General features: G+C 36.6%; 13 protein-coding genes. 8 read left to right on the top strand and 5 right to left on the bottom strand.

The features are described 5' to 3' along the window. The first annotated feature begins 35 nt into the window (after window positions 1–35). Complete coding sequence (locus INR75_RS16960; protein WP_223089725.1) at window positions 36–488, top strand: nuclear transport factor 2 family protein; 453 nt, start codon at window positions 36–38, stop codon at window positions 486–488. 19 nt (window positions 489–507) lie between these two features. On the opposite strand, the gene INR75_RS16955 is transcribed toward INR75_RS16960, so the two are convergent. Next, a complete protein-coding gene (locus INR75_RS16955; RefSeq protein ID WP_255584577.1) occupies window positions 508–1,143 on the bottom strand; it encodes a CPBP family intramembrane glutamic endopeptidase in 636 nt (211 codons plus the stop codon). An 84-nt stretch (window positions 1,144–1,227) separates the two neighbouring features. Continuing rightward, a complete protein-coding gene (locus tag INR75_RS16950; protein WP_223089724.1) occupies window positions 1,228–2,652 on the bottom strand; it encodes an L-serine ammonia-lyase in 1,425 nt (474 codons plus the stop codon). Between the two features lie 241 nt (window positions 2,653–2,893). Here INR75_RS16950 and dnaK point away from each other — a divergent pair, with 241 nt between their 5' ends. Together dnaK and INR75_RS16940 are read left to right on the top strand one after the other, a co-directional pair. Continuing rightward, window positions 2,894–4,813 carry a molecular chaperone DnaK gene (gene dnaK, locus INR75_RS16945; protein ID WP_223089723.1) on the top strand — a complete coding sequence of 640 codons (1,920 nt, stop codon included), beginning with the start codon at window positions 2,894–2,896 and terminating at the stop codon, window positions 4,811–4,813. Window positions 4,814–5,020: 207 nt separating this feature from the next. After that, window positions 5,021–5,650 (top strand): hypothetical protein, encoded by a 630-nt coding sequence (locus INR75_RS16940; RefSeq protein ID WP_223089722.1) that lies wholly within the window; start codon window positions 5,021–5,023, stop codon window positions 5,648–5,650. 7 nt (window positions 5,651–5,657) lie between these two features. Here INR75_RS16940 and INR75_RS16935 read toward each other — a convergent pair whose 3' ends face one another. Together INR75_RS16935 and INR75_RS16930 are read right to left on the bottom strand one after the other, a co-directional pair. After that, a complete protein-coding gene (locus tag INR75_RS16935) occupies window positions 5,658–6,944 on the bottom strand; it encodes an NRAMP family divalent metal transporter (RefSeq protein ID WP_223089721.1) in 1,287 nt (428 codons plus the stop codon). Between the two features lie 171 nt (window positions 6,945–7,115). Continuing rightward, window positions 7,116–7,766, bottom strand: coding sequence for an alpha/beta hydrolase (locus INR75_RS16930; RefSeq protein ID WP_223089720.1), 651 nt, complete (start codon window positions 7,764–7,766; stop codon window positions 7,116–7,118). A gap of 48 nt (window positions 7,767–7,814) precedes the next feature. Here INR75_RS16930 and INR75_RS16925 point away from each other — a divergent pair, with 48 nt between their 5' ends. The 5 genes from INR75_RS16925 (at window position 7,815) to INR75_RS16905 (ending at window position 12,902) form a co-directional block, all read left to right on the top strand. Beyond that, complete coding sequence (locus INR75_RS16925) at window positions 7,815–8,237, top strand: PaaI family thioesterase (RefSeq protein WP_223089719.1); 423 nt, start codon at window positions 7,815–7,817, stop codon at window positions 8,235–8,237. Further along, entirely contained in the window at window positions 8,234–9,367 is a 1,134-nt protein-coding gene (locus INR75_RS16920) for a chorismate-binding protein (protein WP_223089718.1), read from the top strand. Before INR75_RS16925 ends, INR75_RS16920 begins: the two co-directional genes overlap by 4 nt. Window positions 9,368–9,568: 201 nt before the next feature. Then, window positions 9,569–11,299 carry a 2-succinyl-5-enolpyruvyl-6-hydroxy-3-cyclohexene-1-carboxylic-acid synthase gene (menD, locus tag INR75_RS16915; protein WP_223089717.1) on the top strand — a complete coding sequence of 577 codons (1,731 nt, stop codon included), beginning with the start codon at window positions 9,569–9,571 and terminating at the stop codon, window positions 11,297–11,299. A 317-nt stretch (window positions 11,300–11,616) separates the two neighbouring features. Next, complete coding sequence (locus INR75_RS16910; protein WP_223089716.1) at window positions 11,617–11,961, top strand: DUF2853 family protein; 345 nt, start codon at window positions 11,617–11,619, stop codon at window positions 11,959–11,961. Between the two features lie 107 nt (window positions 11,962–12,068). Further along, entirely contained in the window at window positions 12,069–12,902 is an 834-nt protein-coding gene (locus INR75_RS16905) for a S1 RNA-binding domain-containing protein (protein ID WP_223089715.1), read from the top strand. 14 nt (window positions 12,903–12,916) lie between these two features. Here INR75_RS16905 and INR75_RS16900 read toward each other — a convergent pair whose 3' ends face one another. After that, complete coding sequence (locus INR75_RS16900) at window positions 12,917–13,426, bottom strand: hypothetical protein (RefSeq protein WP_223089714.1); 510 nt, start codon at window positions 13,424–13,426, stop codon at window positions 12,917–12,919. Window positions 13,427–13,467 lie beyond the last annotated feature (41 nt).

Raw genomic sequence — 13,467 nt, 5'->3', positions numbered from 1 at the left:
AAAGGTATCGTTCTCTAATCTTAACGTTGTTTTATATGAAATCAATTTTATACATAATTGTGCTTTTTTTATGCAGCACTTTAACAGCGCAATCTGAAGCTGAAAATGTAAAATCTACGATCGATTCTTTTTTTGAATCGTTTCATGCTCAGGACGCTGTGGGGATGAAAGATCTTGTTTCAGAGAATGTCGTTACTCAATCGATAGGAGAGGACCAGCAAGGTAATACGCTAGTACATAAAACCTCATTTTCTGATTTTTTAAAAGGAATTGTGAGTATTCCTAAAAATGCCAGTTTTAAAGAAGAATTGCTGGATTATCAAATCTCTATAGATGGTAATATGGCGAATGCCTGGACGCCTTATAAATTTTACTTCAAGGATAAATTTAGTCATTGTGGGGTAAATTCTTTTCAGTTGGTTAAGATCGATGGTAAATGGCAAATTATTTATATTATCGATACACGTAGAAAAGAGGGCTGTAATTAACCAAAATCGGTTTTAGAAATTACAGAATTATATCGGTGATCTCTTCTGCTTTAGAAGAAATAATCACTACGATTCCATTGTTCATTGCGTGTAGTAGCATAGGCCAGTATAATTCTTTATTTTGAATTTTTAATCTTCCGAAGAAATAACCTGCAATGATCCTTGGGAAGATTAGGATGAAAAGAATAAAATTAAATTCGAACCCAGATACATAATTCCACACATGTACGTAGCCAAAAATCACTGCTGAAATTATCCAAATAAAGCGGTGATATTTATGAAGCTGATATTGGAGCTTTTTCATCTTCTTTTCTGGAATTACAGATTTTAGAAATAAGAAAATGATAAATACACTTAATAGTAATAAACCATATTTTAAAAAGAGATTAGCTTCAGCAGGAATAAATGCGAGGCTTACAAATAAGATCCAGGAGCATATAAAAACCAGAATTTCGTTTTGTGAAGGTTTAATAAGACTTCTAAAAAGACATTCTTCCATGATTGGTGCGATAATCACGGCCAGGATAAAGAATACCATTGGATTATCGGTCATCATCTCGTAAATCTCGGTTTGCTGGTAGCGATCGAAATCTAATTCAGGAAATAGATTGTTTAAAACGCCCATTCCCATAAAAAACAAAAAGTAACAGGCCATCGTTAAAAAATAATGGCGAAAGAGATTTTTGATCTTAGATGGTAAATTATGCGCGTACAATTTAATTTTGGATTAGTAGTGAGATTAACAATCACTCAGGCTCACTTTAACTGCGAGTCCGCCTTCACTGGTTTCTTTATATTTCGAGTTCATATCTTTTGCGGTATCCCACATGGTAGCGATCACTTTATCTAACGGAACCTTAGCTTTGGTGGCATCACTTTCTAACGCAATTTCTGCAGCGTTAATGGCTTTAATCGCACCCATCGCATTTCGCTCGATGCAAGGTACCTGCACTAAACCGGCAATAGGATCACAGGTTAAGCCAAGATGGTGTTCCATAGCAATTTCGCTCGCCATTAAAACCTGTTCTGGCGTACCACCCAGCAACTCAGTTAAACCACCGGCAGCCATTGCAGAGGAAACTCCAATTTCTGCCTGGCAACCACCCATTGCGGCAGAGATCGTTGCCCCCTTTTTAAATAAACTTCCTATCTCACCCGCTACCAGCATAAAACGTTTCATATCCTCGAAAGTAGCTTCGTGATTTTCGATAACCATATAATACATCATCACAGCAGGAACGGTGCCGGCACTCCCATTGGTTGGAGCGGTAACAACACGACCTAAACTGGCATTTACTTCGTTTACACTTAAAGCAAAACAACTCACCCATTTAAGGATCTGTCGAAATTTAACTTCGGTATTTCTTATGGCATCGATCCAATTTTCTGGCGAATCATATTTTTCTTCACCAATAAGCCGCTGATGCATCTCGAAAGCGCGTCGTTTTACACTTAATCCGCCTGGTAAAGTTCCTTCAGTATGGCAACCAATAAACATCGATTCTAACATGGTATTCCATATTTGCTGAAGTCCGGTATCAATTTGCTCATCGTTTCTTAAAGAACGTTCATTTTGCAATACCAGTTGAGAGATGCTTAAATTTTCAGCCTTGCAGTAATCTAAAAGCTGATTTGCACTTTCTACCGGAAAAGGAAATTCGTTGAATTTATCCTGTTTTTTTTTCGCGTTCTTTCGGGTCTTTTTCACAACAAACCCACCGCCGATAGAAAAGAACGATGAAGAGCATTTTTTACCATTTTTAAGGCTAGCTCTAAAGATCATCCCGTTGGGGTGAAAATCGAGAAATTTGCGATTAAATTTTATATCGGTTTCGTAATGGAAAGGAATATCTAATTCTTTATTAAGAGCAAGGATTCCTTTTTCTTTTATTGCTGAAATTTCAGTCTCAATTAAAGAAATATCCATGGTAACAGGATCGTGACCACATAATCCTAGCAAAGTTGCAATATCTGTAGCGTGACCTTTTCCTGTTAATGAAAGAGAGCCATAAAGATCGATATGTATTTTTTCAACAAGCTGAAAGGTTTCTTTTGCTTTAAGCTCTGTAATCCATCGCTGTGCAGCGCGCCATGGCCCAAGCGTGTGAGAACTTGATGGGCCAACGCCAACCTTCAACATGTCGAATACACTAATACATTCCATACCGAAAAATTATGCGGACAAATGTATAATTTCAGGAACAGATTCAGAAATAAAATAGGAACTCTAACTGCCTATTTATGCACAACTTTGATGTTACTCTGCAAAATTTGCATTGATTTTAGCCCAAAATAAAGCTGTTTAAAAATGTTTCTGCCAACCTGTCATAAGTTTTTTGCTGGCATAAAGATTGACTTTTAGAGAGCGAAACAATGAATAAAAAATTAAATCAACGTATAAAGTTATGAGTAAGATAATTGGAATTGACTTAGGTACAACTAACTCCTGCGTTTCAGTTATGGAAGGTAACGAGCCTACGGTAATCCCTAATGCCGAAGGTAAAAGAACAACTCCTTCTGTAATTGCTTTTGTAGAAGGTGGTGAAATCAAAGTTGGAGACCCTGCAAAAAGACAGGCTGTAACCAACCCAGAAAAAACGATCGCTTCTATAAAAAGGTTCATGGGAAATAAATTTTCTGAATCTGAGAGAGAAGCAGGACGTGTAGCATATAAAGTAAAAAAAGGAGACAACGATACTCCTCGTGTAGATATCGATGGGCGTCTTTACACTCCACAGGAACTTTCAGCAATGATTCTTCAAAAAATGAAGAAAACTGCTGAAGATTATTTAGGACAGGATGTGACTGAGGCTGTAATTACAGTACCAGCATATTTTAATGATTCTCAGCGTCAGGCTACAAAAGAAGCTGGTGAGATCTCTGGTCTTAAAGTTAGACGTATCATTAACGAGCCAACTGCAGCTGCACTGGCTTACGGTTTAGATAAAAAATCTAGTGATCAAAAGATCGCAGTTTATGACCTTGGTGGTGGTACTTTCGATATTTCTATCCTAGAATTAGGAGATGGAGTTTTTGAAGTATTATCAACAAATGGTGATACACACCTTGGTGGTGACGATTTTGATGAAGTAATCATCGACTGGTTAGCAGATACTTTCCAGAAAGCTGAGGATATCGATCTTAGAAAAGATCCTATGGCGTTACAACGGCTTAAAGAAGCTGCAGAGAAAGCGAAGATCGAGTTATCGTCTTCTTCTCAAACAGAGATCAACTTGCCTTATGTTACGGCTACAGCTAGTGGACCAAAACACTTGGTAGAAACTTTAACAAGATCTAAGTTCGAGCAATTAGCAGCAGAACTAGTAACAAGATCTATGGAGCCAGTAAAGAAAGCGCTTCAGGATGCTGGTCTTTCTAAAAGTGATATCGACGAGGTAATTTTAGTAGGTGGTTCTACACGTATTCCTAAAATTCAGGAAGAAGTAGAAGGTTTCTTCGGAAAAAAACCTTCTAAAGGAGTAAATCCAGATGAGGTAGTATCTATTGGTGCTGCAATTCAGGGTGGTGTATTAACTGGTGATGTTAAGGATGTATTGTTATTAGATGTAACTCCACTTTCTTTAGGTATTGAAACTATGGGTGGTGTAAACACTAAATTGATTGAAGCGAATACAACAATTCCTTCTAAAAAATCACAAACATTCTCTACCGCAGCAGATAATCAGCCTTCAGTAGAAATCCACGTGTTACAAGGTGAGCGTCCAATGGCAGCAGATAACAAAACGATTGGTAGATTCCATTTAGATGGTATTCCACCAGCGCCAAGAGGAACACCTCAGATCGAAGTAACTTTCGATATCGATGCTAACGGTATTATTAAAGTAAGTGCTACAGATAAAGCGACAGGAAAATCTCAGGATATCCGTATCGAGGCTTCTTCAGGATTAACAGAAGAAGAAATCGAAAAAATGAAGCAGGAAGCTGAAGCAAATGCAGATGCCGATAAGAAAGCGAAAGAAAAAGTAGATAAGCTAAATGAAGCAGACGGAATGATCTTCCAAACTGAAAAGCAATTGAAAGAGTTTGGCGATAAACTTTCTGACGATAAGAAAAAGCCTATCGAAGATGCTTTAGAAGAGCTTAAAAAAGCTTACGAAACTAAAGAATTAGAAACCATTTCTCCTGCATTAGACAAATTGAATGAAGCTTGGAAAACAGCTTCAGAAGAAATGTATAAAGCACAAGCGGAAGCTCAGGGTGGCGCTCAACAAGGAGCAACCGGAGCTGAAGGAGGACAAGCTGGAGGCGGTGAAGCCAAAGGTGGAGATGATGTAGAAGATGTAGATTTTGAAGAAGTGAAGTAAGCAGAGAACAGATTTTGCTTTATAAAATCTTGTGAATCGTTTATCCCGAACTTGATTCGGGATCTTCAAAATTGAATATTATATCCGAATAAAAAAAAAGCCGCTGATTTTTCAGCGGTTTTTTTTATACGCAACCTTTTAGGTTTTTTTGCATCTAAGTAAGAAACCAATAAAAAATTATGATCAAAAAACTACTGTTTTTAGTTTTTGGGAATTTTATTTTTTTCTTGCTCCAGTGACGATGATGGGATCGAAGTCAATTTTAACGATTTTGAAGCAATATCTGCAGCCTATCCATTTTCTGATATTCAGACTGATGAGCAAATTACCTATTTTGAATATATCCAGTCAATGCCAGATTTTGAAGATCCCGATGATCCAACTTCATTAGTTTATCGCAATAACGTACTTTTTTCTTTTAATGAAATTTGTTCAGATCCTGATTGTAGAACGGCATTTAATAATTTACAAGCAGATGCTGGTTTTATTGGTGGATGCTTGCCATCATATTGCTTTTATTACATTAAATATCAGACACAAGAAGAAAATCTTGTAGTTGCTTCTAAAGACGATCTTCTTAATTTTCTTGGAGAAATCGATTCACCAGGTGAAGCCTTACTTATTGCAAGAGCTAATGCTTATTATTGGGCTGTAAATAATAAAAATAATGGTGCTATTAAAGAAACTCAAGATGGTTTCGAATTAATTGTAATGCAAACGGTAAGCTATTGTTTGCCATTTCAAACAAACCGATTTCATCTTAAAGTGGATCGCGAGGGAAATGTCACCATAGTTTCTGAAGAGATTGCAGAGATAGACGAAAATGCCTGCGTTTAATTAATTTTTATATAAAAAAGTTATAGCCTAAATAGGCAATATTGAATACCAATAACATCACAAAACAAATGATCGTAAATATTCTGTAATTTTTACCCGGCCTGTCGGCTTCTGGCATTTCCTGGCCAGTAACCAATTTATAATTGAACCAGGCGAGAATTGGGGCAGACAAAAATGATAAACCCGCGGCAAAATCTACCAAAATAGTAAACGATCCTGAGGTATTATAAAGAATCGCTAACGAAAGTATGGGGATTATAAAAATCGATATTCGATAAAATTGCCATCTTTTTTTACGATTATCAGCTTCAGTAGAAATAGAATTTTCTGGGTGAAATAATTCAGAAATAACCCTTGGGTAAGCATCAGTGACCGTAATCACGGTGCTCAACATTGTTACAAAAGCAGCAATGGCGATAACCGGTTTACTCCATTCTCCTAAAGTTCTTCCGTAGAGATTAATAAGTTGCGATGAAAATTCTACACTATTACTGCTAAAACTTTCTCCACTTCCAAACATCACCAAAACGCCTAGCAGAAAAAACAAAATTCCAATAAAACAGGCCGAAAAATAACCAATATTAAAATCTAAGAAAGCACTTTTTAAACTGAGCTTTTCATTATTTCCGTGCGCTTTTTCTTTGGTCCAGATCGAATGCCAAACCGCCGCGTCCAATGGAATAGGCATCCAACCCATAAAAGCAATTATAAATCCCAGGCTGGCTGTTGTCCATAAAGAAGGAATTTCGACAGTTTCTATCGGTTCTTTTTGAATTCCCAAGGCCATGCAAACCGCTGCCAAAGTAGCTAGTGTAAGTAAACTTACAATGATCTTCATACTTTTATCGAGTCCGGGATATTTGCCAATCAGCAGCAACGCAATGCTTGCTCCAAAAATGATAAAACTCCACGTAAATGGGGAAAGTCCGAAATTAAAAAGTCGTTCTGCCAAACCTGCTGTTACGATAGTCACCGCTGCCTGGATAATAAACATACTGGCTACCGTAATAAAAATGAATAAATAATACGGAATCTTACCTAGCTGTTTATAGCCGGCAATTAAATGCTTCCCGGTTCCTGCGACATAACGAGGGCCAAATTCCAGAAAGGGATATTTAGAAATACAAGCCAGCAATAAGGCCCAAATAAGAATATAACCATAATCGGCGCCGGCTCGGGTAGATTGAACCAAATGAGAAACTCCAATTGCGGCTCCTGCGAGTAAAAACCCCGGACCGATATTCTTTAAAATTGAAGTCTTTTTTGTTCTTTTTGCTATTTGCTGTGATTCCATCGCGTTTCTAGATCATATCTGGCGAAAATATTCAAATTTATTCAGAAAAAAATGGAAAGTTTGCAGGTTTCAGCTATCAGCTTTTAGCATTTAGCGAAAAACTAAACATGATTTATTGATAATTGTTTACTGTTAATTGCTCATTGTCTACCACATTTTCAAATCTTCAAATCAACTCAGTTTTTCTATAATTTCGGTATTAAATTCGTGTCCGCCGTTGTAGGTTAAAACTTCCAGATTATTAGGAAATAGCGTTTTTAGGCGTTCCTCTTCAACTTCAATGATTCCTTTTTTTAGATATTCATCTTCGGTTCCGTAGAGATAAGTGACGTTTGTGTCTTTCAGAAACTCTAGGTCTTCCGCAGAAATTTCAGCAGGAATTTTACCCGAGTGCAAAATGAGTTGATCACATTTAATTTTTCGTCGTGCTAAAAATCGCGTAGCAACAGAAACACCTTGTGAGTATCCCAAAATGATAAGATTGGGCGTATTGGCTAAGTTTTTTTTATACAGAATTTCTTCAGCATACACTTCATCTAAATAATTCAGCACATTTTCGATATCGGCTTCAGTATTTTCTCTGGTCAACCATGAAGCACCAACATGGCGATAATCAGATTTTAGGTAGTATTTGCTTTGCGCCTGTGGTGCGATAATGTAATTCTCACTGGCATCCAGATGGTTAAAATGCCGAATAAAATATCGGCTTAAATAACCAATGCCGTGGCAAACCAGCCAAATGTTTTTAGTGTTCTCGGTAAACTCGTTTAAAACGCTATACGTATTGGTAATTTGGTAAGAAACCTGTTTTTCACGGCTCATGCTGTAGATTCAATTTTGTACTTTTACAAAGTAATTAATCGTATTGCTATGAACAAAGAGGAAATCCTGGGAATGTGTGCAAAAATGTGTAAAAACACATTAATGGAAACCTTGAATATTGAATTTATCGATGTTGGCGAAGATTTTTTAACCGCAAAAATGCCGGTAACGCCAAAAGTACATCAGCCAGACGGAGTATTGCATGGTGGTGCAAGTGTGGCTTTGGCCGAGAGCGTTGGGAGTGCGGCGAGTTATATTTTTTTAGATACCAAAGATTTTGCGATTCGTGGGATAGAAATTTCTGCAAATCACCTTAAAAGCATAAAAGAAGGCGATGTTTTTGCCAAAGCGACATTTATTCATAAAGGCCGAACCACGCAGCTTTGGAATATTCATATTACCGATGCTCAAGATAATTTAATTTCCCTGGTAAAACTAACTACCATAGCATTAGCAAAAAAGAACTCATGATGCAGGCGATGGCGTTTTTTAACGCGTTAGAAGATCATATCAATAAAAATTTAGCATTTGTCGCTTATCGAAAACCAGATGAAAATGTGATCAAAGCATTTTTACAAAAGGATAAGCAATCGTATACAACGACCGATTTTTCTGAAAGCGGATTTGTTTTTTCTGATTTCTGCGGAACAAAAAGTTTATTAATTCCTGAAGCTAATTCTGAAGTTATTACTACGGAATATAGCACCGAGAAACCTGCTACAGAAACTTCAGAATATATTCCTGAAATCACTAATATCGAAGCTCAAAAGCAGCACGAAGCATTAGTGGCAAAAGGGATCGCAGAAATTAAGTCGGGAAGTATGAAAAAAGTAGTTTTGGCCAGAAAGGAACAAAACCCAACGCAACTTTCAGCACTTTCGATCTTTAAAAATTTACTCGAAAATTATCCAAAAGCATTTTGTTATATCTGGTCACATCCAGAAAGCGGGATCTGGATTGGTGCTACTCCTGAAACTTTGGTGAAAGTAGAGCGAAATCGCTTTAAAACCATGGCGCTTGCAGGAACGCAGGCTTTTAAAGGAACCATAGATGAAGCTGCATGGACACCAAAAGAAGTTGAGGAGCAACAAATTGTTTCAGACGAGATTGTACAAAAATTAAAGGATTTTAAAGTAGCTGCTGGAGAAATAAATCTAAGTGATCCTTATACCGTAAAGGCAGGGAATTTACTGCATATTCGTACTGATATTGCAGGAGTTTTAGAGAACGATAATTTATCGAATCTATTGGAAAGTTTACATCCAACTCCGGCTGTTTGTGGTTTCCCAAGAGAAAAAGCAAAGGAATTCATTTTGCAACATGAATACAGTGATCGCGAATTTTATTCGGGTTTTCTTGGTGAGATAAACTTAAAACAGGAAGTAAAACGAAACTCTAATCGTCGAAATCAGGAAAATCAGGCTTATGCCAGTATTTTAAAACAATCGCAGATTTTTGTGAATCTAAGATGTATGAAGTTAACTGAAGGTGAAGCCGAAATATTTATTGGCGGCGGAATCACAGCAGATTCTAACCCGGCAGCCGAGTGGGAAGAAACGGTGAACAAAAGCTATACGATCAAGTCGGTTTTAGTCAATTAGGACTGAATTGAAAATGAATAAACCTCACAGGTTTATAAATCCTGTGAGGTTCGACTAAATCTTCTTCATCAAATAATCAGTTAAATACTTTTTAAAGCTACTGTAGAAGTCTGGCGTAAATCGTAATTTTGAGGTATAATTAAATTGCGTTGAAGTTTCCTAACTTCCCCCAGAAGCTTCCGCTCGCAAAAAATAAACTTTGTGAAGTATTCTAAAATACCTGTTGCACGTAATGTGGTTTCACTTTGCGTTTCAAAAAATATAAAACACGTTGTAATTTCTCCAGGCTCAAGAAATGCGCCTTTAACTATTGGATTTACGCATCATCCAGAGATAAATGCTTACAGCATCGTCGACGAGCGTTGTGCAGCATTTGTAGCCCTGGGAATGGCGCAGCAATTGCAACAGCCAGTTGCGCTGGTTTGTAGTTCAGGTTCAGCATTACTTAATTATTATCCGGCTATTTCAGAGGCTTTTTATAGTGATATTCCGCTGGTGGTTATTTCAGCAGATCGACCAATCGAACGTATCGATATTGGAGACGGGCAAACCATCAGGCAAAAGAATGTTTACGAAAATCATATTCTGTATTCCGCAAATTTATATTCTGAGTTGGTTTTGGAATCTGAAGCAATCGATAAAAAACTTCAGCAAAAACAGTGGGAAGCGCAAAAACATAATGAGCGTGAGATTAATTTGGCGCTAAATAAAGCCATAGAAGAAAAAGGGCCGGTGCATATTAATGTCCCGTTTTACGAACCGCTTTATGATACAGTTGAAAATATCGAGGTAAATCCTATCGAGATCTTTCCAGAAATCACCAAAAGACATTATTCGAAAGAAGAGCTTTTACCTTACGCTGAAATTTGGAATAAAGCCAAACGAAAAATGGTGATCGTTGGAGTAGCGCAACCAAACGTGGTAGAGCAAAAATTCCTTGAAAAATTAGCTAAAGACGACTCTGTTATTGTTTTTACAGAAACAACCTCTAATCTACATCACGACGAATTTTTTACAAGGATCGATACCATAATTGGGCCTATAGAAAAAGACGAAAATATGCAGGAGCTTTTTGAAGCTTTACGCCCGGATATTTTGTTGACGTTTGGTGGAATGATCGTTTCTAAAAAAATAAAAGCTTTTCTACGGAATTATAATCCAAAACATCACTGGCACGTCGATTCTAAAAAGGCGTACAATACTTTCTTTTGCTTAAACAAGCATTTTGAAACTTCGGTAAACGACTTCTTTACAGATTTCTTTCCGCTTACCACAAAAATGGATAGTGATTATGGCGAATTTTGGAAAAATATACGCGCAAAACGCCAGGTGCGCCATGATGCGTATATGGACGAAATTCCATATTCAGATCTAAAAGCCATGCAATTATTGGTGCCAAAGGTGCCAGATCATTATATCATGCAACTGGCCAACAGTTCAACGATTCGCTATGCACAATTATTTAAATGGAATCCTTCGCTACGAATTTTTTGTAATCGCGGCACCAGTGGTATCGATGGTAGTATTTCTACCGCTGCAGGTTCTGCGATGGCGAGTGAAGATCCAGTTTTGATGGTAACTGGTGATCTTAGTTTCTTTTATGATAGTAACGCACTTTGGAATAAATATATACCTGCTAATTTTAGAATTATCATTCTGAACAACTCTGGTGGCGGAATTTTTAGGATTCTTCCCGGTAATAAGAATAGCGAACAATTCGATACTTTTTTTGAAACCGTTCACGATTTAAAAGCAGAACAACTGGCGAAAATGTACAATTTTGAATATGATTCTGCTTCTTCAGAAGCTGAAATTAGTCATTCGTTAAGTACATTTTTTGAAGCTTCAGCGCGTCCTAAGATTTTAGAGATTTTTACTCCGCGCAAAGTCAACGATAAAGTTTTACTGGAATATTTTAGTTATATGAAGTAATTAAATTAGATCCCTACGCTGTTAGATATTAGAATTTAGACCGCTGCGTTATTAGAGCTTAAAATATTCTTATTCAGAATTTTAAATTTTGAATCAAAGAAGGCCTCAGTTCGTATAAAATTATGGAATTAGAAATATCTTAATCAAATCGTGAATTTTTAAACTGTCAACTGTAATTGCTTACTGTAAACTATATTATTTAACAAATTCTATATTTTTTCTTCAAATTTTAAATTTTCAATAAGTTTTCTTATGATTCTGTTAGGTGAGTTTAGTGATGTTTCTATGTAAATTCGAATAAACCAAAAAACAAAATTATGAGTACCAAGACTGATGAAAAAGTAGGAAAGTATATTCAGGATATTAAAGAAAAGGTAGGAGAGGAGCCAGATGTGGCCCTTATCCGAAAAATAACCGAATCTTTAGGGCCTGTAGTTTTTAGAAGTGATGCCGAAACGGTTTCATCGAGCAGTGAGGATGAGTTAGAAACGGTAAAACAAAACTTTTTGATCAAGAAATTAGGATTACCTAATGATAGCAACCTTGATGTTGGTTTAAATGCAATGCTGGAAAAATATGGCAAATCAAACCGAAATAAATATAGAGCAATATTATATTATTTGCTAACCAAACATTTTAAAAAAGAGTCTGTATTTGCCTAATCTCATAGATTAGTCAGGATCGAATCCGCTTTCTATTTTCAGGAAGCGGATTCTTTTTTTGCATTCCCCTCAAATTATAAAGTATCTTTGTCATCTAAATTTATGTTATGCTGAATATTGGCGAAAATCATCGTTTAATTATTGATCGTGAAACCGAACCTGGTTTGTTTCTTAAGAATGCTGAAGGAGACGAGGTTTTATTACCTAATAAATATATTCCGAAGGAATTTCAGTTAGAAGATGAAATTGAGGTTTTTGTTTACCTGGATCATTCAGAGCGTCCGGTGGCGACTACTTTAGAACCTTACGTGAAATTAGACGAATTTGCCTTTTTAGAATGTGTAGAAACCACAGATTTTGGTGCCTTTTTAGATTGGGGCTTAGAGAAACATCTTTTTGTTCCGTTTAAAGAGCAGGTGTATCCTATGCAAAAAGGGCATAGTTACTTGATCTTTTGCTATTTAGATGAAGACACAAATCGATTGGTAGCTTCAAGTAAAGTACATGCTTATTTAGACAATTCAGATCTTACAATAAAGCCTTTCGAAGAAGTAGATCTTATCGTGAGCAATAAAACTGATCTTGGCTATAACGTGATCATAAATGAAATTCATCTAGGCCTGGTGTATAACGATGATGTTTTTCAGCCTATAGAAATTGGAGATCGTATAAAAGGGTTTATAAAAAAGACCCGAAAAGACGGTAAGATCGATGTTACGTTGCAACGTCCTGGTTATAGAAGCATCGAACCAAATGCACAGGGAATTTTGGATGAACTGCAAAATCAAAACGGATTTTTAAATATTACCGATAAATCTTCACCAGAGAAAATAAAAGCTGTGCTTAAAATGAGTAAAAAGAGTTTTAAGCGCGCCGCTGGTAATCTTTACAAACAACGCCAAATCGATATAAAAGAGGACGGAATTTACCTGAAAAATTAAGCTCTTTTGATTTTTTAGTAATAATATCTGCTACTACGGCGATAAGAATAGGGTCTTGAATACATACTATTCATTGTAGAATTATACAATGAGTTGTGATAGCGGTGAAAAGGATTACTACTAAAATTAGTATTGTTATTATTGAAGTTATTAATGCCGGTATTCAACTGGTCCTGCTGGTTGTTACCGGTAAGCTGAATCGCTTTTTCTTCCTTTGGTTCTGTTTGTGGTAAACTAATATTGGCCAGGCGTTTGGCTTTTGCCAGTTCTCTTTGTCGATTTTCCTCGCGAATAATGCCCACCATATCAAATTCTTCACGTTCGTTTTGTACACCAATAAAAGTACCGCTTGGCAAATTAGGATCGTAAACTAAAAATTGATTGGGTCTTAGATCGGTTAGCACCGGTGGTAGAAATTTATCCTGATCTAGTTCTAAAACAACAGTTTCTTTTGCAGAGATTTCCTGCGCGAATGATACCGTGCTTATCGTTAGTAGAAAAAGGATGCTAAGAAGATGTTTCATTAAACCTGGACGTTTCTAAAACCTGTTTCAAAAATTATGCT

This window comes from Zunongwangia sp. SCSIO 43204 (assembly GCF_019904275.1).
Taxonomy (GTDB): domain Bacteria; phylum Bacteroidota; class Bacteroidia; order Flavobacteriales; family Flavobacteriaceae; genus Zunongwangia; species Zunongwangia mangrovi.
The sequence above is the reverse complement of the archived record's forward strand: the minus strand, read 5'-3'. Positions and strand labels throughout refer to the sequence as shown.

Excerpts from the sequence above, each read along its gene's own strand:
- INR75_RS16930 (WP_223089720.1), bottom strand. The coding sequence starts at position 7,766 with ATGAGCCGTGAAAAACAGGTTTCTTACCAAATTACCAATACGTATAGC.
- INR75_RS16960 (WP_223089725.1), top strand. The coding sequence starts at position 36 with ATGAAATCAATTTTATACATAATTGTGCTTTTTTTATGCAGCACTTTA.
- INR75_RS16950 (WP_223089724.1), bottom strand. The coding sequence starts at position 2,652 with ATGGAATGTATTAGTGTATTCGACATGTTGAAGGTTGGCGTTGGCCCA.
- INR75_RS16925 (WP_223089719.1), top strand. The coding sequence starts at position 7,815 with ATGAACAAAGAGGAAATCCTGGGAATGTGTGCAAAAATGTGTAAAAAC.
- INR75_RS16935 (WP_223089721.1), bottom strand. The coding sequence starts at position 6,944 with ATGGAATCACAGCAAATAGCAAAAAGAACAAAAAAGACTTCAATTTTA.
- dnaK (WP_223089723.1), top strand. The coding sequence starts at position 2,894 with ATGAGTAAGATAATTGGAATTGACTTAGGTACAACTAACTCCTGCGTT.
- INR75_RS16910 (WP_223089716.1), top strand. The coding sequence starts at position 11,617 with ATGAGTACCAAGACTGATGAAAAAGTAGGAAAGTATATTCAGGATATT.
- INR75_RS16920 (WP_223089718.1), top strand. The coding sequence starts at position 8,234 with ATGATGCAGGCGATGGCGTTTTTTAACGCGTTAGAAGATCATATCAAT.
- INR75_RS16900 (WP_223089714.1), bottom strand. The coding sequence starts at position 13,426 with ATGAAACATCTTCTTAGCATCCTTTTTCTACTAACGATAAGCACGGTA.
- INR75_RS16905 (WP_223089715.1), top strand. The coding sequence starts at position 12,069 with ATGCTGAATATTGGCGAAAATCATCGTTTAATTATTGATCGTGAAACC.
- INR75_RS16955 (WP_255584577.1), bottom strand. The coding sequence starts at position 1,143 with ATGGCCTGTTACTTTTTGTTTTTTATGGGAATGGGCGTTTTAAACAAT.